At 42.4% G+C, this 26034-nt stretch carries 33 protein-coding genes; 4 read left to right on the top strand and 29 right to left on the bottom strand.

Annotated elements, in window-relative coordinates:
• Positions 1 to 90: 90 nt before the first annotated feature.
• The 11 genes from MKP07_RS27400 to MKP07_RS39805 all read right to left on the bottom strand — a co-directional run bounded on the left by MKP07_RS27400 (position 91) and on the right by MKP07_RS39805 (position 6516).
• Entirely contained in the window at positions 91 to 429 is a 339-nt protein-coding gene (locus MKP07_RS27400; RefSeq protein ID WP_240850413.1) for a hypothetical protein, read from the bottom strand.
• 85 nt (positions 430 to 514) lie between these two features.
• Positions 515 to 664: a hypothetical protein gene (locus MKP07_RS27395; RefSeq protein ID WP_240850412.1), complete on the bottom strand. Its 150-nt coding sequence runs from the start codon at positions 662 to 664 to the stop codon at positions 515 to 517.
• A complete protein-coding gene (locus tag MKP07_RS27390; protein ID WP_240850411.1) occupies positions 661 to 1293 on the bottom strand; it encodes a sulfite exporter TauE/SafE family protein in 633 nt (210 codons plus the stop codon). Before MKP07_RS27390 ends, MKP07_RS27395 begins: the two co-directional genes overlap by 4 nt.
• Positions 1294 to 1559: 266 nt before the next feature.
• Positions 1560 to 2270, bottom strand: a complete 711-nt coding sequence (locus MKP07_RS27385; RefSeq protein ID WP_240850410.1) for a 3-keto-disaccharide hydrolase — start codon at positions 2268 to 2270, stop codon at positions 1560 to 1562.
• Between the two features lie 10 nt (positions 2271 to 2280).
• On the bottom strand, positions 2281 to 2454 hold the full coding sequence (locus tag MKP07_RS41465) for a hypothetical protein (RefSeq protein ID WP_317235909.1): 174 nt from the start codon (positions 2452 to 2454) through the stop codon (positions 2281 to 2283).
• A 197-nt stretch (positions 2455 to 2651) separates the two neighbouring features.
• Positions 2652 to 3497, bottom strand: a complete 846-nt coding sequence (locus MKP07_RS41460) for a Gfo/Idh/MocA family protein (RefSeq protein WP_317235908.1) — start codon at positions 3495 to 3497, stop codon at positions 2652 to 2654.
• Positions 3467 to 3703 carry a hypothetical protein gene (locus MKP07_RS41455; RefSeq protein WP_317235907.1) on the bottom strand — a complete coding sequence of 79 codons (237 nt, stop codon included), beginning with the start codon at positions 3701 to 3703 and terminating at the stop codon, positions 3467 to 3469. The genes MKP07_RS41460 and MKP07_RS41455 overlap by 31 nt, the downstream gene beginning before the upstream one ends.
• 224 nt (positions 3704 to 3927) lie before the next feature.
• Positions 3928 to 4785, bottom strand: coding sequence for a Fic family protein (locus MKP07_RS27375; RefSeq protein WP_240850409.1), 858 nt, complete (start codon positions 4783 to 4785; stop codon positions 3928 to 3930).
• Positions 4755 to 5027 (bottom strand): DUF4172 domain-containing protein, encoded by a 273-nt coding sequence (locus tag MKP07_RS27370; RefSeq protein ID WP_240850408.1) that lies wholly within the window; start codon positions 5025 to 5027, stop codon positions 4755 to 4757. The genes MKP07_RS27375 and MKP07_RS27370 overlap by 31 nt, the downstream gene beginning before the upstream one ends.
• Before the next feature lie 137 nt (positions 5028 to 5164).
• The gene (locus MKP07_RS39810) at positions 5165 to 5746 is read right to left on the bottom strand and encodes a beta-lactamase family protein (RefSeq protein ID WP_262919956.1); all 582 of its coding nucleotides are present in this window, start codon (positions 5744 to 5746) and stop codon (positions 5165 to 5167) included.
• Entirely contained in the window at positions 5725 to 6516 is a 792-nt protein-coding gene (locus tag MKP07_RS39805; RefSeq protein ID WP_262919516.1) for a serine hydrolase domain-containing protein, read from the bottom strand. The genes MKP07_RS39810 and MKP07_RS39805 overlap by 22 nt, the downstream gene beginning before the upstream one ends.
• 147 nt (positions 6517 to 6663) lie before the next feature.
• On the opposite strand from MKP07_RS39805, the gene MKP07_RS27360 reads away from it, so the two are divergent.
• Together MKP07_RS27360 and MKP07_RS27355 are read left to right on the top strand one after the other, a co-directional pair.
• Positions 6664 to 6948, top strand: a complete 285-nt coding sequence (locus MKP07_RS27360) for an MBL fold metallo-hydrolase (RefSeq protein WP_240850407.1) — start codon at positions 6664 to 6666, stop codon at positions 6946 to 6948.
• Positions 6949 to 7024: 76 nt separating this feature from the next.
• Positions 7025 to 7624 (top strand): DedA family protein, encoded by a 600-nt coding sequence (locus MKP07_RS27355; RefSeq protein ID WP_240850406.1) that lies wholly within the window; start codon positions 7025 to 7027, stop codon positions 7622 to 7624.
• An 11-nt stretch (positions 7625 to 7635) separates the two neighbouring features.
• Here MKP07_RS27355 and MKP07_RS27350 read toward each other — a convergent pair whose 3' ends face one another.
• Together MKP07_RS27350 and MKP07_RS27345 are read right to left on the bottom strand one after the other, a co-directional pair.
• Positions 7636 to 8064: a hypothetical protein gene (locus MKP07_RS27350; protein ID WP_240850405.1), complete on the bottom strand. Its 429-nt coding sequence runs from the start codon at positions 8062 to 8064 to the stop codon at positions 7636 to 7638.
• Complete coding sequence (locus MKP07_RS27345) at positions 8061 to 9017, bottom strand: exonuclease domain-containing protein (protein WP_240850404.1); 957 nt, start codon at positions 9015 to 9017, stop codon at positions 8061 to 8063. Before MKP07_RS27345 ends, MKP07_RS27350 begins: the two co-directional genes overlap by 4 nt.
• A 598-nt stretch (positions 9018 to 9615) precedes the next feature.
• Here MKP07_RS27345 and MKP07_RS27340 point away from each other — a divergent pair.
• Positions 9616 to 9900 (top strand): hypothetical protein, encoded by a 285-nt coding sequence (locus MKP07_RS27340; RefSeq protein ID WP_240850403.1) that lies wholly within the window; start codon positions 9616 to 9618, stop codon positions 9898 to 9900.
• A complete protein-coding gene (locus tag MKP07_RS27335) occupies positions 9858 to 11660 on the top strand; it encodes a S41 family peptidase (protein ID WP_240850402.1) in 1803 nt (600 codons plus the stop codon). The genes MKP07_RS27340 and MKP07_RS27335 overlap by 43 nt, the downstream gene beginning before the upstream one ends.
• A gap of 317 nt (positions 11661 to 11977) precedes the next feature.
• On the opposite strand, the gene MKP07_RS27330 is transcribed toward MKP07_RS27335, so the two are convergent.
• The 16 genes from MKP07_RS27330 to MKP07_RS27255 all read right to left on the bottom strand — a co-directional run bounded on the left by MKP07_RS27330 (position 11978) and on the right by MKP07_RS27255 (position 26023).
• The gene (locus tag MKP07_RS27330) at positions 11978 to 12433 is read right to left on the bottom strand and encodes a hypothetical protein (RefSeq protein ID WP_240850401.1); all 456 of its coding nucleotides are present in this window, start codon (positions 12431 to 12433) and stop codon (positions 11978 to 11980) included.
• Positions 12430 to 12813 (bottom strand): hypothetical protein, encoded by a 384-nt coding sequence (locus MKP07_RS27325; RefSeq protein WP_240850400.1) that lies wholly within the window; start codon positions 12811 to 12813, stop codon positions 12430 to 12432. The genes MKP07_RS27330 and MKP07_RS27325 overlap by 4 nt, the downstream gene beginning before the upstream one ends.
• 32 nt (positions 12814 to 12845) lie before the next feature.
• Positions 12846 to 13010, bottom strand: a complete 165-nt coding sequence (locus MKP07_RS27320; RefSeq protein WP_240850399.1) for a hypothetical protein — start codon at positions 13008 to 13010, stop codon at positions 12846 to 12848.
• Positions 13011 to 13048: 38 nt separating this feature from the next.
• Complete coding sequence (locus MKP07_RS27315; protein ID WP_240850398.1) at positions 13049 to 13828, bottom strand: RagB/SusD family nutrient uptake outer membrane protein; 780 nt, start codon at positions 13826 to 13828, stop codon at positions 13049 to 13051.
• Complete coding sequence (locus tag MKP07_RS27310; protein WP_240850397.1) at positions 13797 to 14738, bottom strand: RagB/SusD family nutrient uptake outer membrane protein; 942 nt, start codon at positions 14736 to 14738, stop codon at positions 13797 to 13799. The genes MKP07_RS27315 and MKP07_RS27310 overlap by 32 nt, the downstream gene beginning before the upstream one ends.
• 21 nt (positions 14739 to 14759) lie before the next feature.
• Entirely contained in the window at positions 14760 to 16028 is a 1269-nt protein-coding gene (locus tag MKP07_RS27305; protein ID WP_240850396.1) for a SusC/RagA family TonB-linked outer membrane protein, read from the bottom strand.
• Positions 15974 to 17098, bottom strand: a complete 1125-nt coding sequence (locus tag MKP07_RS27300) for a SusC/RagA family TonB-linked outer membrane protein (RefSeq protein ID WP_240850395.1) — start codon at positions 17096 to 17098, stop codon at positions 15974 to 15976. The genes MKP07_RS27305 and MKP07_RS27300 overlap by 55 nt, the downstream gene beginning before the upstream one ends.
• Positions 17077 to 17619 (bottom strand): TonB-dependent receptor plug domain-containing protein, encoded by a 543-nt coding sequence (locus MKP07_RS27295; RefSeq protein ID WP_240850394.1) that lies wholly within the window; start codon positions 17617 to 17619, stop codon positions 17077 to 17079. Before MKP07_RS27295 ends, MKP07_RS27300 begins: the two co-directional genes overlap by 22 nt.
• Positions 17620 to 17655: 36 nt before the next feature.
• Positions 17656 to 18264, bottom strand: a complete 609-nt coding sequence (locus MKP07_RS27290) for a RagB/SusD family nutrient uptake outer membrane protein (RefSeq protein WP_240850393.1) — start codon at positions 18262 to 18264, stop codon at positions 17656 to 17658.
• Positions 18265 to 18347: 83 nt separating this feature from the next.
• Positions 18348 to 19589 carry a RagB/SusD family nutrient uptake outer membrane protein gene (locus tag MKP07_RS27285; RefSeq protein ID WP_240850392.1) on the bottom strand — a complete coding sequence of 414 codons (1242 nt, stop codon included), beginning with the start codon at positions 19587 to 19589 and terminating at the stop codon, positions 18348 to 18350.
• A gap of 54 nt (positions 19590 to 19643) precedes the next feature.
• Complete coding sequence (locus MKP07_RS27280) at positions 19644 to 21584, bottom strand: SusC/RagA family TonB-linked outer membrane protein (protein WP_240850391.1); 1941 nt, start codon at positions 21582 to 21584, stop codon at positions 19644 to 19646.
• The gene (locus MKP07_RS27275; RefSeq protein ID WP_240850390.1) at positions 21581 to 22150 is read right to left on the bottom strand and encodes a hypothetical protein; all 570 of its coding nucleotides are present in this window, start codon (positions 22148 to 22150) and stop codon (positions 21581 to 21583) included. Before MKP07_RS27275 ends, MKP07_RS27280 begins: the two co-directional genes overlap by 4 nt.
• Entirely contained in the window at positions 22147 to 22848 is a 702-nt protein-coding gene (locus MKP07_RS27270; protein ID WP_240850389.1) for a TonB-dependent receptor plug domain-containing protein, read from the bottom strand. The genes MKP07_RS27275 and MKP07_RS27270 overlap by 4 nt, the downstream gene beginning before the upstream one ends.
• A gap of 1188 nt (positions 22849 to 24036) precedes the next feature.
• On the bottom strand, positions 24037 to 24384 hold the full coding sequence (locus tag MKP07_RS27265) for a hypothetical protein (RefSeq protein ID WP_240850388.1): 348 nt from the start codon (positions 24382 to 24384) through the stop codon (positions 24037 to 24039).
• Between the two features lie 44 nt (positions 24385 to 24428).
• A complete protein-coding gene (locus tag MKP07_RS27260; protein ID WP_240850387.1) occupies positions 24429 to 24929 on the bottom strand; it encodes a hypothetical protein in 501 nt (166 codons plus the stop codon).
• A gap of 8 nt (positions 24930 to 24937) precedes the next feature.
• Positions 24938 to 26023 carry a ThuA domain-containing protein gene (locus MKP07_RS27255; protein ID WP_240850386.1) on the bottom strand — a complete coding sequence of 362 codons (1086 nt, stop codon included), beginning with the start codon at positions 26021 to 26023 and terminating at the stop codon, positions 24938 to 24940.
• Positions 26024 to 26034: the final 11 nt, after the last annotated feature.

The raw sequence follows: 26034 nt of genomic DNA, 5'->3' as shown, positions 1-26034 counted from the left end.
TGATCAAGAATACTGGTAGAACAATGTTCATTAAAAGCTCAGCAAGAGTATGGGACAAGTAGCTAAGCTGCTGTCCCCGGCTTAGCCTTTTTAGAAGCGGCTTTCTTTGTTGTTGCCTTTGCTCCGGCTTTCTGTGTCGCCATTTTTTTGATACTTTTTTAATGGCTGGTTTAGCAGTCGCAGTTTTTTTGCAGCTGACTTCTTTGGCGCTGCCGCTGCTGGTTTTTCTTCTGCAATGTCTTCTTTAGTAGCTTCTTCAAACTCTAAACCCTGGGTAATGATCTTTGCCGATTTCTTTAATCTTTTTGTCCATTCTTTTTTGCCCACTAATGTTTCCAGCTGCTGAAACTCCTGCAATAAATGCGTAATAATTTTGTTCTGTATTAATTTCTTAGGTGACTGTTCCTGTTCTTTTGATTTTTTTGCCATAACTATTGGTAACAATTTAATAATATAAAATTAACACACTCTGTTGAATTCCAATGTTAAGTTTTAAGCAATAGTATTCATTCAATCAGGAGGCGGTCACTACATAGGTCTTTACAAAGAATAGCGCTGTAATGATAAAGTTAAAAGCAATGATAATGGTTCTTAGAAGTGCTGCGTTAATGCGCTTGCTGTAATAGCCACCAGCATAACCACCCAACACTGTTGCTACGATCAATATAGCTGTTTCATACCAGGCAATTTTACCGGCAATGAAAACAGAACGGCGGCAACCGCATTAGCCGCAGCTACCAGTAAATTCTTATTGGCGTTGATCTGTTTAATATCCGTCATGCCAAATATATTCCATACAGCCATCATCATAATACCCACTGCCCCGCCAAAATAGCCACCATAAATGCCTAATATAAATTGCCCGGTCATTACGGTGGTTCGGCTTATCTGCCGCGTTTTACGAATATAATGTCCCAACTGTTTTCCAAAAGCAAAGGTCAGAGAACTTACTAATAAGAGCCAGGGAATGAATTTGGTAAATTGGGAGGCGGTCGTATACAACAGCAATAATGCGCCTACGCCACCACCTCCTAACGTAAGCAGGATCATTTTGGTTAAAGAAATACCCTGTAAATTACCAGCGTATTCCCGGTATTGCCAGGCTCCGGCCAGGCTACCCGGCAGTAGTGCTACAGTGTTGGAAGCGTTAGCCGTAACAGGTGAAATACCTACTGAAAGCAAAACAGGAAAGCTGACAAACGAGCCACCACCAGCAACAGCGTTCATTGCACCAGCCAATATTCCCGATAAAAACAATAATATTCCAATATCCATAGTTTCGCAGTCGCTCACAATTAGGTAAGCTGTTACGCTCAAACATACACTGCGCTTTTAAAGGGAACAAATAAACTTCTATTCTATGTTCGGGCTCCTGCCAGTTGGTCTTCTTTTAACATTATCAATAGCAACCAAAATGCAGATAAAGACAAGATCGCTTATATACAATACACATCTGTTTAAGGTATTTAAAGGCTTACCCGGTAAAGTGAGCAACGAAAAAGCCCGTTCTGTTACGAACGGGCGAAAGGTCTTTGATATGTCACGAAATACAATATAGCTTATAGCTCTCTTAACTTAATATTCTTAAACCAAACATTATTACCATGATCCTGCAAGGCAATATAGCCCGAACGAGAATCACCGCCAGCGTTCATAAAATCAGCCCAGTCTTTAAACTTGCTGTTCAACACCATATTTTTCCAATCCTCATTCCAAAGGGTGTACTCTACTACTTTCTTACCATTCAGATAATGTTGTACATGCCCGTCTTTAATAATGATCCTCGCTTCGTTCCATTGACCAAAGCCTTTGTCCACCTGTGGTGTGGCGGGAATCATATCATACAATGAGGCAGATTTGCGGTTGCCGTTTTTGCCGGCCTTCGCATCAGGATGGTTTTCATTATCCAGCACCTGAAATTCAGGAGCAGATTGATAGATCTTCTTACCCGGCAGCTCCTGCCCCAGGTATAGTATTCCGCTATTGGCACCTTTATCTACCTTGTACATTAGCTGCAGCTCAAAATTTTTAAACTTCTTATCAAACAAAAGATCACCCCGTTCATTGGTTGTCGGCGTTTTTGCGTTGATCTTTAAAGCACCATCCTCAATCGTCCAGGCGTTGGGCACGGTCGTCATATTATATCCCTTCCAGCCCTTCGTCGTTTTGCCATCAAACAGCGTTATCCATTTTCCTTTTTTCTGTGCAGTTGCAGTAAAGCCCGTCAACAATAAAGCAAACAGGCCACTGATCATTAATGTACGTTTCATTATTTCATTTTTATAATTGATAATTGATTTCCCAACCCGGCCTGTAGGTTCTTTTTACAAACTGGTTTACGGCATCAAAGTTAGTCACCCGCATGGCATTTTTATCCCATAATAATTTCAGGTTACGTGCGGGGTATTTATTATCTATTTTCAGATCCGCACCGCGAATAGCCAGGTTGGCCATTAACAAGGCTTCTGTTAACGGACCGGCAATTTCAAAGGGTGAGCTTACTTCCTTTTACCATAACCGGCAATACAGGCATCCACCCATTGCGCCTGGTGGCCGCCCGCTCCTCCTTCTACGCGCTGATAGCGTTGTTTTACTTTTTAGCTTTTTCATTTAGAGATGCAGGTAATAGCCTGGCTTTTTGCCCGTATGTATCAAACAGCATTTTTCCTTTTGTTCCTTCCATCAATATGCCATTGCCTCCATCTCCCAAACAGGTCATTAGCACCCAACTCCACCGGGCGGGTAGGTTGTATACCGCCGTCCATCCAGTGCAATTTGATAGGTCCCTTAGTTTTGGAAGTTTTGGGAAAGGTTAAAGTGGCATGGCTCGAAGGTGGACAAGCTTCCGGGAAATATCCTCTTTTAAATTCATCTACATACACGGTACCCACACTGGCTTCCACATCTTGCACATATTGTAAACCTAAAACGCTGAAAGGCACTTCCAGCATGTGGCAGCCCATGTCGCCTAAGGCACCTGTGCCATAATCCCACCAACCGCGCCAGTTAAAAGGAACCAGTTTGTCGATATATTCTTTTTGAGGAGCTGTACCCAACCACAGATCCCAGTCCAGGTGCTTGGGCACTGAGGCGGTTTGTTTAGGCCAGGCAATGCCCTGCGGCCATACGGGGCGATCCGTCCAGCAATACACGGTATGGATATCTCCTACCAGTCCAGCTTCAAACCATTCTTTAGCCAACCTCGGACCATCATCCGAAGCGCCCTGGTTACCCATTTGCGTAACCACTTTATAGCGTTTTGCCGCATGGGTTAACACCCTGGCTTCCCAAATATCATGTGCCGCCGGTTTTTCAACATACACATGTTTACCCAGCTGCATGGCGGCCAGGCATTGAATGGTATGCTGATGATCGGGTGAAGAAATTGCCACGGCATCTATATTCCGTTGTTCTTTATCCAGCATTTCGCGATAATCTTTATAGTACTTCGCCTTGGGGAATTTTGTTACACTGGGAGTGGCCCGTTGGTCATCCACATCGCATAAAAAGCCATATCCACTTTAGCATGCGCACCTATTTTATTGACATTGGCGCTGCCTCTTCCACCAACGCCAATACTGGCCACCTGTAGTTTGTCGCTGGGTGCTACAAAACCTTTCCCACCCAGTACATGGCGTGGTACAATCATAAATGCTGTAGATACTACTGCCGCATTTTTTATAAAATCGCGTCTATTTTTCATTTGCTGATGTGAATACTCGTTAGGGGGTATTTAATATTTGGGTTCTAAGATAATATTATTGAGTTGTATTTGGAACTTAAATCGCTTCAACGCGCTTTTTGAAGTAATATGGCAGGTAAAACCTGATGGAATTGTATATAAAACAGATGGGAAAGTATAGATTGACCAGGAAAAGTGGATGAAAAATAAAAGAACTGTTACGTGACCAAAACGGGGTGTTCATTCTATATATTGAGATCATACCTCACACTTCTACCCTCCCCTTTTTGTATGAGAATATTCTTATACACCAGATCTTGCAGGTCTCTTGTGGCAGTGGCTCTCGATGCTTTGGTAATAGAAACATACTTTTGAGAAGTCATCCCACCTTCAAACTTTGCAATACCTACATCAAACATTTTCATTATCGTCTTTAGCTGCCGCTCATTTAAGTGATGCTTGTGAATATCCAAAAATTTAGCTTTACCTATCGTAAAAAGAACCATTTGTTTTGCGTTCTTCTGAGATTCAAGAATAACTTTAGAGAAGTACAGTATCCACTCAGTTATATCTAATGTTCGCTGAGCATATTTAAGGGCGTTATAATACTTCTTTCTGTCTTTTTCAATAGTACGTGAAAGACTCATCAGAACGGGTCTTCCCAGAGATTGCGATAAGCATTTTTCAGCAATTGCCCTCCCTATTCTTCCGTTTCCATCTTCAAAAGGATGTACGCTCTCAAAATATAAATGAGATATAGAGGTCTTGATAAAAATATTCCTGATATCATTTCTCGAAGTTTCGAAACTATTATACCATTTCACAAACTTTTTCATTTCGCCTGCAACCTCATTCGAAGGGGGCGCTTCGAAATGAACCACCTCTTTACCAATAGCTCCTGAAATAATCTGCATAGGTCCTTTACCGGTTCGGTATACTCCCGCATTGATATAGGAATTCCCTTTCATGAGGTCGTGGTGCCAGCTTTTTAATGCCGACTCTGTCAGCTTATCATGGAATGACTTTCTTGCATTAACCAGCAAAGCTGTGATCCCCTGCGACCTTTTATCTTTTATGTGAGTAATGTTATCCGCAATTCCCAATTGCTTTTTAAGGGACGACATAATGTCCTGCCTGCTAAAAATTCTCCCTCAATTTCAGAAGTTTTGAGCGCTTCCGTAATCATAAACTGAAGAATAGTATCTTGTTGTATGTCATCTGGCTGAGTGGCCAGCAAACCCCTTAGTTCGCCCGTTTCAAGAGCAAACTCAATTATTAAAGGGTCTATCACATCATCATCATAAGTGAAATTTGCCCAGTCAGGAAGTTGCCAATTATAGGTCATGAGGCAATTATCAAAATTAATTGCCTCAAATATAGTTAAAATATGAGGCAATTAGGTAAATTAATTGCCTCATACTGACGAGAAAATGATTGGGAATTACTTATTCGCCGGGCGCGGAAACCATTAAGCGGCCACCATTACTTAATTTTGATCCACTCAAAAACACCATTTTGGTTGATGATCATAGAAGCCACGTTCCCATCTTTGAGTTTGAATTCGCCCGTGGCGTCAGAAATATTCTTAAGCCTGAAATGAGAGGCATCAGTAAACAGTATCTCAAAGCCATCCTGTCCGGAGACTTTAGCGACCAAACCTCCTTTTGTCTTTGAAACTGTAATGGTTCTACTTTTATTTCCTGTTAAAGCATATATACCCGTGTAGCTTTCCATCACCTGCGGATCAACGGATTTACTTTCCATTTCCAGCGACCTGCCCAGCACCAGTTCTGAGAGCAGGCGAGATAGCTTATCTCTGGGAGCATCCTGGTCATTAAATAGCAAAGCAATAGTTATTTGTTCATCCGGATAGTAAATTAAGCTAGAAGTAAAACCATTCATATGACCGCCATGCTCTATAGAGCGCAATTGATTCAGGTTATTAAGTGTCCAGCCATATCCGTAATTTGTTTTTACGCCGTTTACCAGTATATGTGGCGTCCAGGCTTTTTCCAATAGCTCTTTTGGAAGAATCCTGTAACTTAACAATCCCTGTAAAAACAGGCCGAGGTCTTCCGTTGTCGACAGCAGTCCGCCTGCGGCATACGCAATGGTAGGGCTCCAGAAATCTGCATTTTGAAAGCCCCCTTTTCCCTTCGATAGCCATTAACCCGGCCAGGGATCAGAGTGCCGGTACTATCAAAATAGGTATGCTTTAAACCAAGGGGTTTTAAAATATGCTCCTGCAAATAAGCGGGATAAGACTGACGGGTAACTTTTTCGATAATATATCCCAAAAGATAATAACCAGAATTACTATACCTGTACTGCTCACCAGGTTTAAATTCCAGGGGAAGCATTTTAAAGCTGTCGATCAGTTCCGCAGGTTTAAAATCACGACGCTCGAGGTAAGGCGTTTGAAAATCCAGCTGCATATAATCAGGTATGCCGGATGTATGGGTAAGCAAATGTTCGATAGAGACCGGCGCTGCTTTTACAGGAAAATCAGGAATATACTGTTGAATAGTATCCGTTAACCCAATCTTTGCCTGTGCCACCAACTGCAGTATAGCAACAGCGGTAAAAGGCTTGGTAACCGAAGCAATTTTAAAAACCATATCCGGCCTCAGTGGCACATTCAACTCTGTTTGAGCACTACCAAAAGCTTTGTTATAAATGATATCGCCAGCCTTTGCCACCAATACGGCACAGCCCGGCTGACCTGGCTTTATTGAAGCATTCATCAAAGAATCGATGCGTTGTACCAGGATATCCTGCGCTTTTATCGTGATACCAGCAATAAGGGCTAAACCGGAGAGCAGCAATTGTTTCATATATGCAATTTGTTGGAGTTGAGGTATACTATCGTTTGTTTTAGTCGGACGTTCTTAAAGACAATGGAGTTGCATACAGGATAAAGCAAATAGGCCATCCGTATACAGAAAGCCATTAGCACGCACTGTTATAATCAGCATAGCAACATGCTTTGTCAACAGATTATTGCTGACTGTACCAGTTGCATTATTGGGGGGCCGTGCTTATTCGCCAGCCTGGTTTATCAGAAAAAACACCGGAATCCTTACCATGCTTTGCAGGTTTTTAAAGACACCCGGGCTAAAGTCGTTGTTCCTTTCCACTATGGAACTTTTGATGTAGGTGATGAACCAATAGGCGAAACCGGGCAAATACTGAACAAGTTGAATGCCGAAAGAAAAATCACCGGTGAGCTAAAGATCCTAAAAATAGGTGACTTTTTCTCTGTCTAATAATTGCTCGCGGAACCAGATACTCTGGTTTTTAGCTTTAAAGTATTACCTTGTTCAAACAATACTTGAAATTATTATGGATGCTGAATCAATAATCAGATATGGTGGGTTAATACTGGTATGTCTGTTGGTATTTGGTTCAATCGGTTTATTTTTTTGCTTCTTTTTGCCCATTGGTGGCTTGCTGTTCACTGTGGGACTGCTTGCTGCAAAAGATGATCTGTTACCTTCTTTACCCGTTGTATGCTTTCTCCTGGTCATTTCAAGTGTGGCAGGAAGCATTGCAGGTTATAGTATTGGGCGTAGCTCCGGAAAGTTTTTCTATTCCCGGCCGGAATCCCGCTTTTTTCGCCGGAGTTACTTAACTTCTACCGAATCTTTTTATAAAAAGCACGGACCATTGGCAATAGTGGGCAGCTATTTTTTACCGATTGTGCGAACATTTGCACCGGTATTGGCTGGCATAATTGGAGTAAAGGCTCAAAGGTTTGTTATTTTGAGCGCTATTGGATCAACTATTTTTATACTGGTATTTGTACTGATGGGATATTTAATGGCAAGTATTCCACTCCTGCAACCCTGGTTAAAATATATCATTGCATTCTTCGTTCTTGTAGTGACGGTACCCCTGATAATAAAAGTGATTAAAACAATGAGAAAACCAGTTGACTCTTAATACGTCTGGCTTTAATAAGCAGTTGCTTTAACGGCAATGGGCACAGCCTTTCGCGGATACTTACACACATAGGAAATGATCAGCTGCATCGTATAATGATCCCCGTTATACCTGGTGAGACTATCCCTGATATCATCAAGTGAATGGATATCAGCGGCGTTATCAATATAGCCCATTCCGTAGAACTGGCCATTCTCCACCCAAACACAGCTCTTCTCATTCGCATGCCTCCCTTTATCAATAATGTAAAAACCTTGTTCGTTTTCTTTTAAAAAAGAAAGCGCCTGGTCAACTTTTTGATTGTATATATCAGCAGGCTGATTAGCCGTGCATAGGAGCTCTTTTTTCTTATCCACCAGATCACAAAGCTCACAACTATTTAAGCGGCATAGCGAAGCACAAAGCCCAAAACGCCTCGAGAGTTCACGCAATTTATTCATCCCACCCTGGCGTGTTGTAAATACCTGAACAGGGTCTGATCCTTTTTTGATCTGGCAATGGTCATTCGCTGGTAGCCATTCTCATCTTCATAAACAAATAACCCGGCCTTTGCCTCATACTTTTTGAGCGCCGTATTATATTGGGGATAAACCCTTTTAATTTCCAACACTTCCCTTATCAATGCGATCAGTTCGGTTCCACATGCTTCATAACTAATGCGGGCTATTTTCTTTACAAATTTTGAGCCTTTTCGATTGGGACTATGTATGGCAAAATGCTGTCCTACCCTTTTCTTCAGATCTCTGGCTTTCCCGATGTAAATGACTTCATCGCTGTCATTATAAAAATAATATATACCCGGAACATTGGGTAGCCTATCAAAATCGTTTCTGAGGGCTACAGATAATTGCCGCTCTTCTTCAACCTCGTTCAACATTTCCGGGATAACGCCATCAAAGTCCCATGCCAGTAATTTTGAAAACAGCATTGTTGTAGCATCTGCATCACCTCCTGCCCTATGCCTGCTTGCTATTCTAATATCCAGGGCATCGCACAAATTGCCCAGGCTATAAGATGGCAGTCCGGGCCTGATCCTCCGGGTCATTTTTATGGTACATAGCTTTTTTGATGCATAATTGTAACCTGCAATATTTAGTTGATGCTTTATAAAAGAGTAATCGAAATTAACATTATGGGCTACAAATGTTCTCCCCTCCAGTATAGCAAAAACATCTTTGGCGATATCACCAAATGAAAGGCTGTTTTCGACCATAGCATCATTAATGCCCGTAAGCGATGCAACGTACGGCGGTATGGCATGAGCTGGTTTCACCAAAGTCTCATAGCTTTCAATAACTTTGTTGCCATCAAAAACACGTATGGCAATTTCGGTAATGCTTCCGGAACCGGCATTCCCACCAGTAGTTTCTATATCTACAATAGCATACTCCATGGATATCGCTCAAAAATTTAGCAAATGTATACTAAATTAATTTGCAGATCAAAATGATTTATTAGGCATCAATCTGCTACCCGGGCTTTTTCGGGCTGCCTGATTCATTGAATAGCAGGTAGACATCAGTCGGTCATTACGAACTCCCGTTGCTGACAGCAATTTCCTTCCTGTTCTTTAAACTGTTCTAAAACTCACACCGTGTTTACCCTTTGTTAGCTCACTTGTTCACTAGCGAAATCGAAGCCGGCAACGCCGTTACCATTGATTTGAATTGTTGTAATTTCCGGAGTAATCCATTGCTTTTTTACTGCCTGAGCAGTATTTTTTAGAGGTTTCATGTTTAAGGGGCTTTAAATGAGTAACAAACTTATAATTTTCAGTTAGTACTTCCAATTGCAACCTGCTTTTTATAGAATGCTTATTGTAATGGCAGCTTAAGCATTAAGAAAATATTAGCTAACCATCAACACTTGGCTTTTAAATATATCAATATATTTATTGTTATAAACACATAAGTTGCACAAGTATCGGTAAAGTTAGCAAGAGATCTATCGTACTTGTGGTGCAACCTATTGACTAACCAACTATATACATTATGAGATCATCTTTATTTATCCTGTTGTTTGTTTGCTCTCTTTTTTCATGTAAATCGCCCCGGCAATCTGACGGTTACAACCTGGGCTTTGAAGATATTTACAAAGACTCGGCTATCGGTTGGAAGGGGTATACGCTCAAAGATAGTACCATCTACACGGCAAAACTGGACTCTCGAATTTTCCGATCCGGAGCCTACTCTGCTTCCATTGCATTCGAAGGCGGAAAGCCGCAGTTTAGTACTTGGGCACGCTACCTAACAAAAAATATGCAGGCGATAGCATAACCTTTTCAGGATTTATAAAAACCGAAAATGTAACGGATGGATATGCGGGCCTTTGGATGCGCATTGATCCTTATATAGCCTTTGACAATATGCACCAGAGAGGAGCGAAAGGTACCACCGATTGGACTGAGTACAGGATAACACTTCCGCTAGACCCGAAAAAAACTGATAAGATTGTTTTTGGAGGCATGTTAGTAGGCAAAGGAAAAATGTGGCTGGATGATCTTAAAATATCTATTGATGGAAAAGATATTTCAGAATTGCAACCTATGATAACTGCTCCCGCCGAAGAAGATCGTGAATTTGACAGGGGATCGTTGGTAACTATAAATGATAGAGACAGCAATACCATTCACACTTTGTATCAACTGGGTCTGGTATGGGGATACTTAAAATATCGTCATCCAAACGTAATCAAAGGCAATTATAACTGGGACTATGAATTGTTTAGAGTGTTGCCTGAACTGCTAAAGACTCCGGCTGGTAAAAGAGATGATATTTTACTAAATTGGATTGATACACTGGGTAAGGTACCCAAAGCTACTAAAAAAGCAGTCACCGATAGTATTAGTATACAACCTGATTTAAGCTGGATTAACCGATCTGGGTTTTCGGAGAATCTCCAAAGGGTATTGCTAGGTTTAAGTTCATTAGAAAGTTCAGCTGAAGACCAGTACTATGTAAGTAAAGGGCGTGCTTCTAATGTGAGTATAGAGCATGAACGTCCCTATATGCAGATGCCTTTTACAGACGATGGATACCGGATTTTAGCTTTATACCGCTATTGGAATATTATAGAATATTTCTTCCCGTACAAAGCTGATATCGGCGCAGACTGGAAAATAACTTTAAAGAAATTTATTCCTAAGTTTCTAAATGCGAAAACCGAATTATCCTATAAGCTTGCTCTATTAGAGCTGGCAGGACAGATACGTGATTCACATGCGTTTTTTGACTTTGATTATGCTATAAACAATTTTTTAGGTAACAGGCGATTGCTTGTCTGGCTTAAATTCATCAACAATCAGCCGGTTGTAGCCGGCTTTTCAGACGAAACCCTTGCTCAAAAAAACGATCTTCAAATAGGTGACATACTGGTTAAAATAAACGGACAGCCTGTTGAAACTATTGCGAATAATCTGAGACCCTATACACCCGCCTCAAACAATTGGACACAATTAAGAGATATAGCCGGAAGTCTTGTAAGAACCAATGATTCTATACTAAGCGTGGACATTATTAGAAGTGGCAAACAAAAGCAGAAAACGGTATCGAGCTACAATCCGGGAACGTTTCAGGCCAGGAAAGAATTCAGTATGCTAAATATCCCTTACAAATGGGTGGGAAATAAAGTCGGCTATATTGATCATGGAAAACTTAAAACCAGGGATCTCGCAGCAGTTTTTGAACAGTTTAAAGAAGCCAGGGGTATTATTATCGACTTAAGAAATTATCCATCAGATCACCTGATATATACACTTCCAGAATTCCTGTTGCCCGAACTAAGACCATTTGTGAAAATCCTGGTACCCGGTATCCGAAATCCTGGTTCTTTCTCTTATGCCGCTCCATTAAAAACAGGAAATGTAAGATCCGATTACTACCGGGGAAAAGTGGTGCTATTAATTGATGAAACGACGCAAAGTTCTTCAGAATATCATGCCATGGCTTATAGAACTGCCGCTGATTGTACGGTTATTGGTACACATTCTGCCGGTGCAGACGGAAATGTTTCGAGATCATACTTCCAGGCTTTGTAAAAACCAGGTTTAGCGGCATTGGCATATTCTATCCGGACGGAAGACCGACACAACGAATAGGAATTATACCGGATATCATTGTACGACCTACCGTAGCAGGAATAATAGCAGGTAGGGATGAAATACTGGATAAGGCGAAAGAAGTGATACTTCAATAAGAATATTTGTGGCCATTCACTTTCAATAGAAAACGCTTTGCTTGAGGGTTTACCAGATAAAGCAACTAGCACCATGCCAAATAAAGAAAGAGCCTGACCTTTAAAAAATGGGATGCCAATTTTGACATCCCATTCCTAAAAATCTTTTGAATATTATGCTTACTGCCGTATAAACACAAATTTTGAAGCGGTAATACCTCCGGTTCCGAGGTTGGCTCCTCCTGTACGAATCACCAGGTATACTTTACCCGTTGTAGGCGCCGTAAAGACCGGCCCCGATCCTGCACAACCTACTTTGGATAATAAGTCATCGAACGGTGTTTTACCACAACCCGTCCAGGTATTTAAACCCATGCGTGCGCCACCTTCGTTATAATCTACACCGGTAACAGGCGCTCCATATCCAATGTATACTTCAAACCAGGTATCGGTAGCGCCTGATCCTTTCACATTAAAAGTGAAAGAATATTTTCTGCCGGCTTGTACATCTACGGATTGATAAATACCGACATGACCGCCACTGCCACCCGCGAATACAAAGGATCCGTTAGCCGCCGGTGTTACAGTTACATTTTCATTATTGGCTATCTTCAGCACCTGCCAGGCATCGTTCAATATCTGGTTTTTCGGGGTATAATAGCATCCAGTAAAGAATCTACGTTTGCATAAACGACTATTTTATTGCGTGCTTCATTGATACCAAATCGTTCAGCGGATGCAATTGAAAGGCCCAATGCAATGTATTTACCCTGGTTGGCGCTCAAGCTGGATATTTTAATTTTGGGTAGTACGGTACCTTTCATTACGCCATCTTTATACTCAATGGTTGACAGCTCATCCAATACGTAATCAGCAGCCGCCAGCTTTACCGTATTGGCAGGTAATTTTCCTGCGCTGATCAACTTATCAACAGCACTATTATCTGCCTGTACCTTTACGTTAAAGGGACTTAATTCGGTAAAACCACCTCTATAAATGGTAGCAGCAATTGCCACTGTTTTGGCAACTGTATCATGTGCCCAGGTACTTACCCCATTGATCCCCCTGGTTCCGGTACTGTCAGCAAGCGAAAAAACACTTTGCCGTTTTCCGGCACACGCTCACCAATAATAGCATCTTGTTTACAGCCTGTGAATAGCACCATCATAGCGAATCCAATCCCTGAAAATGCCAGTAGAAGCTTTTTATTCATAATACTTTCTTTTAAAAATTAATGGTTAAGGATTATTGTTACCATCCAGGATTTTGTGTCCAACCCGTTTTAACAATTTCATCCTGAGGAATCGGGTACCAATCCATTCGGGTTTCAAATTTCCGGTCCTCTAACTTATTTACCTGGTAAGTAAAGGTGGTACCTGTTTTAGTTATCTTAATGCGATTCACTGGCTGATTGAAATAGTTGCTTCCTTTTTTCCAGCGTCTTACATCCCATAGCCGCTGATCTTCATAAGCCATTTCCACATTGCGCTCATGTTCTATGCTGGCCTGGTTGACCTGGCTTGCGGTAAGCGCGGGCATGGTTGATCTGGCCCGCACCAGGTTAATAGCCTGCAAAGCGGTTAATGATGCGCCTACCGGTTTGCCTTCGGCTCCATAAGCATTAAAAGCCGCTTCCGCATAGTCTAGTAACAACTGGCCATACCTGAAATAGGCCCAGGTATGAACCGCGCTGGTACTGGTTACCAGGTTGATGGAAGGGTTTACCCATTTTTTCAGGTAGTAGCCGGTTTTTGTAGCATTTAATTTGGGAAACCCGGCGGCACCCCCTTCGAAGGTTTCAATAACAGCACCTGAAAAGGTGGTACTATTTAGTATAACTGTATTATTTAAACGAGGGTCCCTGTTAGCGTATGGATTGGCAGCGTCGGCGGGATTCGACCAGCTAAAAGGCCTGGAGCCGGTTACTACACCCGAACCGTCCTTTATCAATACCTCAAACTGATCTACAAGGTTCTGGGTAGGCGTTACACTGTTTCCATTAGCCCCTGAAACTGATGGGGAAATTAGCAAATTCTACCGAGTTGTTGTTGCCATACTGGCGGAAGAAGATCATCTCTTTGGAGTTAAGACCACCAGCTCCAAATACATTGTTGAAATTGGCATCAAGCGTATATACATTCAATGCAATAACATCGCTGTAAGCTTTGGCAGCATCTTCCCAGGTTGCAGTTGTACCAGCGCCCTTAAACAACGGACTGGCACTATAAAGCAGGGCTTTTGCTTTTAAGGTTTTGATCGCCCCGTAAGTAACACGGCCTATATCGTACCAGGAATAGGTACTTAGGTTTTGGGGGATAATAGTGGAGGCTGCATCACACAGCTCTACAATGTACCTTACACATTCATCCAATGTATTTCTTGGTACATTTTTCCAGTCGTCAGATTTGTATTCGAAGGCCTCTCTTAGAATGGGCACACCTCCATATCTTTTGATCAACTCCAGGTAGAAATAAGCTTTCAGGAAAAGCACTTCTCCTTCCATAAACTTTACGTTATTTCTGGCATTAAAATAGGGAGTAGAGTCGTTGGTAACAATACGGTTTTTAATGTATTCAATATCAGCTTTATCCTTATTTTTCAGATATAGATTGGCTGCTCTTATGGCATTAAAGTTTTTGTTCCAAACATCTTCCGGGTTGACATATTGATTCCATACGCCCTGGTTAAAGACATTCGACATATCTGTAACATTAGTTGCTTCGGCATTGTCGGTGATGGCTTCATAATTCAGCGTGCCCAGTCCGTTGGGAAGATAGCTGTAGACGTTCCAGACAGCTTGCTGCGCATAATTATAATTGGTATAAAACTGGTCCGAAGGGATGAACGCGTCCACCCGGTTAACTGTCATAAAATCTTTCTCACAGGAAGAGAAAAACAGGACAACTGCTAAAAGTTGAACGATTATTATATTTCTTTTCATGGCTGATAATTCAACGTTGTTCTAAAATTTTACATTAAATCCAAAATCCACCACCTTTGTCACAGGGTAACCCATCGACAGGTTCTCCGGCTCCAGGCCGTCGATCATATTGGATACAAACAAATTGGTTCCATTAGCAAATACACGGATACCGCCAATTTTTTTCAATACACCGATTTGCGGAATTGTATATCCTAATTCGATACTGCGTAGTTTGAAAAAATTACCGTTCCGGAACCAGAAATCCGCGCCTACATTATTGTTTAGATTGGCCAGAGTGGATAGCCTGGGAGAGGTTGCTGTAGCAGCTGTTTCAGGAGTCCAGGCATTGTTGGAAAAGGCAGAGATATTGTTATTGTTTACAAAAGGATGCGTGTAGTTATAAGCGGCTCCCAGCATACTAATGGTGCGATTCATTACTCCCTGTACAAAAGCGCTGAAATCGAATCCCTTGTAATTAAAACCCAGATTAAATCCAAGCGTAACTTCTGGTACATTATTATATCCCCATGGAGCGCGGTCATATTCGTTGATTACCCCGTTGCCATCGAGGTCTTTAAATTTCAGATCGCCCGGTTTTACCTGGGCATAAGAAGATGTAGTAATACCTTGTTTCAGGCTGCCATTGGCGTCGAAATCAGACGATTGGTAAAAGCCATCGAATACTAAGCCCTTCACCTGGCCAATAGAAAATCCTCTTTCATAAAGCCGGTCGGCAGGCTGGGCTGTTTCTGATTTTTCCATAATCCTGTTCCTGGCGAAGGTTGCAGTACCCGTAACAAAATATTTAAACTCGTTTGATTGATTATTATAAGTCAATACCGTTTCGAATCCTTTATTATTTACCTTGCCTGTATTTAAGAAAGGCAGGTTAAAACCGGTATAAGCTGCAACATTGGCATAAGGAATTTCATAAATGCCGCTGCGGTTTTCATTAAATACATCGATAGTTGCAGATAGTTTGTCCCACAGTGTAGCCTCTAAGCCTATATTGAAAGTCTTTTTTAGCTCCCATGTAGCATCGGGGTTAGCAAATGCTCCTACGGTCATACCGCCACGGCCCGTATTGCTGGTTCCCGTGATCCAACCGGATGCGCCACCGGCTCGTTCCTGATACAGGAAGCGATAAGCATCATTGATGCTTCCGGCGCTGCCATAAGAAGCTCTCAATTTTAAAAAGTTGATTATCTCATTGCTCTGCAGGAAACTTTCGTTAGACAGTATCCAGCCAGCACTTAATGCAGGGAAAAAACCGTATTTATTTCCAGGTGCAAAATCAGCTGATCCCATGTAAGAAGAGATAAAATCGAGTATGTATTTTTTGCATAGTCGTAGGTAAGGTTGCCGGCAATACCTTGCACCCTTACTGCGTAGGTTTGGCCAATGCGGGTATAATTCACTCTTCTGCCTAACAACATCCCGCTGAAAGTACTTTTACCGAAACTTCTATTATAATCTAGCCCTGCCTGGAATGTATTGCGGTTCCAGTGACCATTACCGCTTTCATTGGTTGTTTGAGGCGTGTTGGTGCCGATAGTACGATAGGTAGGATTGCCCTGCCCATCCAAAACCGGCTGATCATTATTATCCTTCAGGATCTCAAAAGACATAACCGAATACAGCGTTTGCCGGGTGCCTGTATATTGATTGTTAAACGACACGCCTCCGATTGCTGCTAAGCCCGGGGTGATCAGATCCAGTTTTTCCCGTATTTTAAAATTGGTTTGTATGGTTCGGGTATGAGCACTGTATATTCCATTTTGTTGCAGCAACTGGATGGGATTAAAATTATATACGGAGCTATTTCCCCAGGTACCATTTGGATTCTTCACCGGGAAGGCAGCTGCCGGAATACGCATCAGGTTGTCAAATACCTGGGAAGCGGTAAAACCTGAAGGGGTGTTACGATCTTCAATAATACCAGACACGTTTGCTGCTACATAAAGACTTTTGGTTAGATCCAATTCTACATTTGCACGTAAATTGATCTTGCTGTATTTAGCGTTGGTTCCAAAATCTTTATTAATAGCAGTTGCATTTTTATATAAACCATCATAGTTCATGTAATCCATTAACACATAGTAACGTGCGGTTCTGTTACCTCCTCTAAAGGAAAGGTTATAATTCTGAATGGTTGAGTTCTTCTTCAGCAATTCATCGTACCAGTTTACATTGGGATGAAAAGGATCATTGGCTGATTTATATAAATCGGGATCGGGATATTTTTGAGGCAATCCGTCATTAGCCAATGCCTGGTTATATAGCCTGGTATAATCGTATGCACTCATGGCTTCGGGCAGGTTCACCGGCGTTTGGACGCCATAGCGGGCATTGATCGTCAACTCATTTTTTGTTGACACCCTACCCTTTTTGTTGAAACGCTAATAACACCGGAAGCTCCCTGCAGGCCGAACATTGCTGTAGCCGCTGCATCTTTCAATAACGTAATGGATTCGATTTCGTAAGGAGAAAAAGCGCTTAGAGCACTTAGATCTACCTGGAACCCATCCAGCAAAATCAACTGCTGAGCAGCACCATTATTCCAGGTGGTTCGTCCCCGCATAAACAAATTAGGATTATCATATCCTGGCTCGCCAGAACCCGTATTAACCGTAAGGCCCGGAATACGACCCTGTAGTGTGTTCAGCAGGTTGCCTGAAAACATTTTTTCCAGCTCCCTGCCGGAAAGTGTGAAAGTGGCCGCTGTATTTCTCCAGCTCCTTTCCTTTCTTAAGCCCAGGTCTACCAGGCGGTTCAACTCCGAGCTGTCTTTAAACTGCTCTTCTTTTGAGCGGTCTGTAGCAACTGTCTGTGCATTAACAACACCTACACTACATAACACACCCAATAAAGCAAGCAGCGATCTATATTTTTTTATCATTTGATATTGAATTAGAATTATGTCAATGATTACCTGCTACCAACCAGGATTTTGTCCCAACCAGCCTGCACCATCTCCCAAATAATTATTGCTTACCTGTGCGTTAGAGAAAGGCAGGTAATAATATTTCTTTGGCCAAACCCTGTTCATAAATGAAACAATCTTCCAGTTGCGTTGTAAGGCACCTGAAGTATTGTTTGCTTTGGTTTGAAACCCGTGTAAAACAACATTCAGCGTAGAATAGGCTTTCAACCAACGTTGCAGGTCATTCAGCCGGTGCCCTTCGTAAGCCAGCTCAACGGATCTTTCATTTTGTACAGCTTCTCTGAAGGCTTCTACTGATCCCGGATTTTTATCAGGCATACCCGCTCTTTTACGGATCATGTTCAGGTAGGTTGTCGGCAGTCCACCCGGTCCGGCATATTCGTTCATAGCTTCGGCATAATTGAGATAGAACTCAGCCAGCCGAAAAATAGTCCAGGCAAAATTCCGGTCATCCCAGTTATTGATACGGGCAACATATTTATACGTTTCCAGTGCATAGCCATCTTCACCCGCATCACTACGTCCGTAATCAGTGGTGGGTGATTTACCGCCATCACCGATATAATACGGAATAGTACCTATCTGGCTATTGTACCACATGCCATCATAGGTAAAGGTTTGATAAAAGCGGGGATCTAAATTCTGTTCCTGTATCCAGGTAGGAAAGTCAACGCCGGTAGCTGTTAAAGGTATTGTCCATTTAGTACCGTCCTTTTTTCATACAGCTGCGCAAACTCAATAGGAACATTGTTTTTAACAGCCCAGCCGCCCATACGCACTTTCGACATAAGGTATTTGCCGAATAGCCATCCGTTATTCGATATCCACATGTGAGCAGTGTTTACAAGAATCAGCTCCTTATTGGCATTCACATTAAAAGTGGCTTCATAATCACCCAATCCTTCGAAATTATCTGTCCGTGGCGTTGTTTCAGCTTTACCCGTTTGGTAAATGCCTCCGCCTGCCGCAATTGCTGCGTCAATCACCTCTTTAGCCGCATCTGCAGCAATCTTCCAACGCTCTTTATCATAAGATGGATAAGCCAATACCGTATCACGTCCATCTCCGTAACGGGCTTCCGCTATCTCAGCGGTCATACTAACAGGCGTATTATATAATGGACTGGCAACATATAGCAGCATACGGGCTTTCAGCGCTTTTGCAGCTACACTTGTGATCCTGCCAAAATCGGCTGGTCCCCAGGTGGCAGGCAATAAACGGGCTGCCTGATCGCACCAGCTAACAATGCTATCCGTTACCGTTTTAACCGCGCTGCGCCGCACATCCAGTTTTTTTGTACCATCCAGCGGTTCTACCACAATAGGGATACCTCCATACTGACGAAACAATTCAAAATGCTGGAAGGCGCGGCAAAATAACGCCTGGCCTTTTACCTGGTCTTTCCAGGATTGAGAAGCATCGCTTACATCATCGATCTTCTTTAAAATGATATTGGCCTGGCGAATGCCTGAGTAATGATTGCCAAAACCGCCACGATCTACGTTACCATCTGCAGTTTGATTACCGGTTGTATAAGCCGCTGCATTGTTAGACAGCCCTACCCAGCTATAAGTGGGGAATATATAATAAACAGCGTCTGTTAGCATATCCGGCCGTGGCATTTCATTACCATTATCACGCGGAAACCAGGAAGGGATGCAAAGATTATACATACGGGCTACAGCCATATCCGCATTAATTTGTGTACTAAAAACTGTATCCACTGTAAAAGTGCCGCCATTCGGTTTTTCCAGGAAATTCTTATTGCACCCAACACAAAGCAAAGCAGCACTTATCAGAACAGCAGCAATCACCCAATAGTGTGTCTGTTTTAGTTTCATCGAAACAATAGGCTCTTCCGAAGAGGAGTCCGAACAGTTATCGTTTATATAATCGTTGTGTGAATTATGTACGTTTCGTTTCATTTGTTAAGTTTAAAAATCAAACAATCGTTCTTTTAGTCTGAATCTTTGATTTCTTTAGAAATTCAAATTGACACCCATATTATATGTTTTATACAATGGATATCCCTGGTTTCCCAGATTCTCCGGGTCGCCCCAGATCTTTGCTTTCGACCAGGTATACAGGTTGTCTCCATTTACATAAATGCGGGCGGACTTCACACCCAGGCGGGTCATAAAGGCTTTGGTAAGCGTATATCCAATAGTCATGTTCTGTAAACGGGTATAGGAAGTATTGATCAGGAAATAAGTATTGCCGGCATTCTCTGCCCCAAAGCCCGAAGCACCTTTGTCGTAGCTGGGAGAAGGGAAAATAATTTGATCTCCATTATTATAACGATCCAGGCTGAAGCGATACATATCTACATCAAACAAGGCTTGCTGTTTATCGAAATGATAGGTATTCATAGCGCCTCTTGCTACGCCGGCCATTCCTGCAAATAGAGCTGATACGTCGAAACCTTTAAACCGGAAACCAAGGGTTACACCATAACTATAAATAGGCGCAGTTGAGTAACCTTGTCTTACACGATCTTTCTCATTGATCAGGCCATCGCCATTAACATCTACCAGGCGAATATCACCAGGTTGTAAAGAGCGGCCGCCAAAGCCCAGGTCTTTAACATAAACCGGGTTACCATTTACGTCGTTATAGGTTTTACCATCTTTTAAAGCCAATACCGGTTGAGAAAGAATAGGATTACCATTACCATCAATAGCATAAAACTGCGACCAGGAAGTATACAAACCATCTGCCGTTAACAAAAGCTGCTGACCATTGGGCCTGCCCGTAGATGCCTGGTACTCCAGGCCAGGGAAAACAGCCTCGTCTCTGAAAATGATCTTGTTTCTCTGTATCGCACCATTGGCATTTAAAAAGAAATTAAAGCCTCCGATATTTTCGTTATAGCGAACCTCGAAATTATGTCCCCAACTTTTTACCTTACCCAGGTTGTATGGGGGCAGGTTTGCAGCAACGATCGAAGGAACTGTACCCCTGTAGGAAAGAATATCAGAACGATTTCTGATGAAATACTCGTATGTTATGGAAAGCTTGCTCCTGAAAAACCGGGTATCCACGGCAAGGTTTATTTCCTTAGACACTTCCCAGGTTACATTGGGGTTTCCTAAAGCTGCTTCATCCACTCCATTGATATAACGTGGCGTGTTACGATCGCCAAAAGTATAGCCCGTATTATTTTTCCAGGTATCAGGGAGGTACAGGTACCGCGCACCACCAATACGGTCGTTACCCACTTCACCATAAGAACCCCGGAGTTTAAGGAAGCTAACAATATCATTTTTTTGATAGAACCCTTCGTTGGTTATGATCCATGAACCGGAATAGGAGGGAAATAGTCCATAGCGGCTACCCTCAGGGAAGTTCTCAGAACCGTTATAAGTAACTGCGTACTCAAACAGGTATTTGCCGTTATAGTTATAACCTAAACGACCTGTTGTGCCCTGATAGCCAGCAGGCAGTTGAAATTGCAGATTAGGGTCAAAACGCTTTTCCCTGTTGGCAAGCAACATCCCAGAAACGGCATGCTTACCAAAGCTGCGGTTGTAATTAATGGTTCCTTCCAGGTACATCTTACGCCATTTGCCCAGGAAAAAGTCGGAATTAATAGTAGGTGGCTGCAGTTCGTTTCGCTGAGATAAAATCGGATCTAGCGGATCGCCATTTGGGTTGGGCCGCATATCATATAATAGCGGCAGGTAACGGCCGTAACTTCTGCTGGCGAAATAGCTATCATAAGAGCCGATCACGCGTACCTGCAGACCCTGTGTAATTTTGTCGAGCTTATAGGTTGCTAACACGGCTGAGTTTAAAATACTGTTATTGGTTTTGTTCCAATAGTTGGAGTTTTCTGTTGCATACATGGGATTATAACGATCATCCCCATTGGCGTTTAACGGAACTACATATTTTCCATTCACCAGGCCCGGCGAGCTCATTGGAAAAGCCCATAGAATCCTTTTTCCCAGATATAGGCATCATTATCCATACCGCCGATGGTAACGAACTGGGTACCGAGATTGAGTTCGATTTTAAAATCTTCCGTCACATCAAAGTCAAGATTACCACGCAGGTTATAGCGTTTTTTGTTAAACTGCATGTCTTTATCATAGGCCATATAATCTGTACGGAACAAACCGTCCTGGTTTAAATATCCCAGCGATACAAAGTACCGCATCGACTTGCTGCCGCCGCGCATATTTACGTTAGCCTGCGAAGTGCTGGTGGCATCTCTGAATAACATTTTCTTCCAATCAGTATCAGGATGAAAGTATGGATCATACCAGGGGTTGCGCTCTCCATTAGCCAGTGTGGGCGTATGCGCATTTTGAAAATAGCGAAGATCATTATCGCTAAAGTTAATAGACCCATCTGTGCGCCAGTTAGCATCCCGCTTCCGTACAAAATCGTCCCAGGTTTTGATGTCCGGATCTTTTGCATGTTTTACCCAGTAGTCGCCTAAAGCCTGTTCGTTAAGCAGGGTTGCATATTCGTAGGAGTTCACAAAGCGCGGTAAATTGGTAAAAGATGACCGGGCTGTTTGACCCGTGAAGTTGATGGAGGGGTTGTACTGTTCAGACCTCTTTTAGTGGTGATCAGGATTACACCGTTGGCGCCCCGTACACCATAAACCGATGTTGCAGCAGCATCCTTTAAAATACTGATGCTTTCTACTTCGTTCGGATCAATATCATCGTAGGTATCCCGCGCGATACCATCCACCATAATGAGTGGAGATGTTTGGCCGGTGTAAGTACCTGTACCACGTATGTTTAATGATGCGCCATCTGATCCGGGTTTACCCGAGCTCTGAATGGCCACAAGGCCGGCTAACTGGCCTTTTAAAGCCGTACTGATATTAGGAACCGGCGCTTTTACCAGCTCGGCACCCGATACAGTGCTTACCGAAGAAGTCAGGAATTCCTTTCGTTGACGACCATAACCCACGTTGATAATTACGGCATTCAGGCTGTCTTCAACAGTTCGCATTACCACGTCAATACGGTTTCGCCCGTCCACAGGCACTTCCTGGGTAGTGTATCCTACGTAGGAAAATACCAGGACAGCATTTTCGCTGATGCCGGATAGCGAATACTGCCCCGAAGTATTAGTAGCCGTACCTACTTTCGAATCTTTAACAGCTACAGATACATCACTCAGCGCTACGCCCGCTGTGTCAGTAACACGACCAACTATATCCAATACCGTAAAAGCGGCATTTGATTTGTTTTTTGGTAAGACCGGGGAATAGCACTTTTATCTTTTTTGAGCGGTTCAACCTCAGCAGATGCCTCCTGGATACAAGAGGCCGTTGTTAGTAACAGCAGGGTTGATAGAAAAAGCCGCCAGAACCTGTTAGGCGTTCTTTTAGCTTTTCGCCTTTTTAAATCAGCATACACCTTATAAAACATAATTTCTTGTGTTTGTAATCGTAAAGAGGTTCTTTACATTTTTTGTTAAAAAGTTTAGCTTAAGCAATGCAAACGTTCTGCAACATGCAGATCGCGTTTAGTGGGATCGGCAATTCAATGTTGGTTTTTTCTCATTTTCTCAATTTTGATTTATCAATGGCTTTACAATACTTTTATCAATGGTCCCTCTACCGATTGTCGTAACCGCGGCGTTTAAGTTTAACGACAACATCGCCAGCCGATACTGTTTAGTTACCGGTTGTTCATCCTTCATTCCGATGCTGAAATTTTGAACAAGCAGTTAATTACCGGCCTGACTGTTACGCCGGGACTATCTTTTCCATCTCTGAAAATATTTTTGCAATCGTTGGATTTTCAGACTTTTCAAAACGCTTTATTCCCTTTTATTACAATCTCCTTTTTACCCAAAGCAATTTTTGATTAAGAACGATCCTGGCAACAATTCCGGCTTAAAGCAAGCATCATCATTTAAAAGTCTGGTACAAATTTGGTGTTTCAAGCACCCTATTCCAAAAAAAGGGCTACGTTAAAAATACGTTAACAGGAAATTTATTGATTGATTTTCAATATGTTAAGTGCGTCTATTGTTTTTCAACACTACGCTTTCCCGTTTTTTGCTCAGATCGCTGGTTTCAAGATCTAATTAAGCCCTTTTGTAAAATATGATCATGCCGATCTTCAACTATAACGGACGGACATACTATGCTGCACAAACAAATCGACAAACAGGAGGACTGAAATAACGATATAAGAATCGCAGACGGCATTGGCTGCCGGTAAAGAGATCGACCTTTAAACAGGCTATACCGGAGACAGCTGCCATTATAACCTGGATAAATTAAATTGAAAAATAATAAGATGGTCAGGTATAAAGCATGCCATTACATTGCAATCAGTTTCTCTGGTTAAATGGTATGCTTTACGCGATAGCTCTGATCAAATAATTTGGCCAATAATCTTATAGTTTCAATTTGATATGGATTTTAGACAAGCCATGTGCAAACAATACCATTAATATAGTCCAGGCAACTGAGCCGCCAATGGCCAGTAACATATTTTCGCTTTGCTTATAAAAAAATAACGGGATACCCCAGCCCCAGCAGGCAAAATAAATAAGATCCGGCGCTAAATAAGTAGTCAAAGAGTTTCTGCCGGCTATATTAAAGAGTGTTGCCCATTTTACTATTTTCAGCACATCGGTACAATAATATACAATGGCAAATAGTAGTATGCTGATACCGTTACAAAGCATTGCCCAACTGGGAGTCCCATAGATCTTAGATATAATAAACCAATTACGAAGCATAAAACCGCCTATAACAGCTAGAATGCCAGCCAGCAGCAGCCACTTTAATAGTCGTTTTTTTCTGCCTGCTGTTGTTTGATCAATATGCCTATGGTCAAACCCGCCAGTACAATAGATGGAACATTACCATTAAGCACTACTCCAAAGATGTTACCGGCAACACCTCCGATATGTAGCTGGCCGGATTGTGCTAGAATATTTAGTACAACAAATAGCCCCCATGATACAGCAGCCATAACCAATCGCTCTCCTATCAGTAAATACACCAGTGCTGCGGTGAGATATCCCCAACCGATCAAACCCAATATACCCCACCAGCCTGTTTCCAGCCATTGGATATCACCAGGCGAACCTGCCTTAAAAATCGCAACCAGGTATATTAATCCGGCAAACCCAGCCAATTGCAGTATAACAAACAATGGTTGTAAACCCTTTTTACGGGGATAGGCATTCCATACCAGGAACACGCAGCTATACATCAACACTTTCCAAAGTAGTTCAGGCATACCTGTTAGCTCTTCATTGACCCGGCTGCCGTTCAACATCAAAACACCTATGATGAGTAAGCTAACCGCTCGAAATAACACATGCAATAACAGCCGGAACCGGGTATCTCCTTTTTCTGCCGGGCTGCCATAGCATAAGGGATGGAAAGCCCTGCCATAAAAAGAAACCCCGGAAACACCCAGTCGGCCAATCCCATACCGTCTGTTTCGGCCTTTGTATGCACCATCCACGAAGGAACGCCTGGCTCAAAGAGATCATTCACCAATAACATCAGGCATAGGGTTATGCCCCGCATAATATCGATCGAAAAAACCCTGCCTGAAGGTGTGGTAGCCTGTGTCATTATACTATTTTTTAAATGGATCGCCTTTTTATCAGCACCTACAACCCAACGAAATGCATCTATAATTAATTTATTCTGTGTAGCATCAGAAAAAATATTATCGCCATGGCCCATATTCAGGTATATCATGCGATAATCCGTATTGGTCCAAACCACGGGCGTATCTCCATCCGGTAAAATATCCTTAAGACCTAATGGATAATTATCTACTGATAGGCTGGCCAACACTTTTACTTTTTTATTTTCGCGTGGGCTGGGTTTCCATTGGTACCACTCATTTAGCGGAGCAATAAAAGTAGATGGCAAAGCCTTAGTTACAGGGTGTTTGTTATCATCTACCACCAGCTTGGCCGGTAAAGGAGGCCAGCTATTGCGGTTGAATACGCCGCCGCCCAGGAAATTGACAAACCAGGGCCAGTTAGTGGTACGATCATTATAGGCGGCTACATGAAATCCCAACCATCCGCCGCCCGTTTCCATATACTTTTCAAAGGCTTTTCGTTGTTCGTTGCTGTGGGGAAAATCATTGATCATCATCAGCAACTGGTAGTCCTTTATCTTCTCGTCAGTAAGGTCAGACATGCGGCTGGTAGTATCGAACACGAAGCCATTTCCTATGGTAAGTCCCTTAAAAAATTTTATAGCATCATCTGCAAATTCCACATGTGCCCGTTCTACATGTTTATTATAAAAGGCGAGCACTTTAAAACGAGGATAACGCTGTGCCTGTGCATTAATACAGGTACTCATAAGGGCAACTGTCAAGATCAATGAAACTAGTTTTTTCATTTTATATCTAT

The sequence above is a fragment of the Paraniabella hibiscisoli genome (assembly GCF_022512515.1).
GTDB classification, from domain to species: domain Bacteria; phylum Bacteroidota; class Bacteroidia; order Chitinophagales; family Chitinophagaceae; genus Niabella; species Niabella hibiscisoli.
The sequence above is the reverse complement of the archived record's forward strand: the minus strand, read 5'-3'. Positions and strand labels throughout refer to the sequence as shown.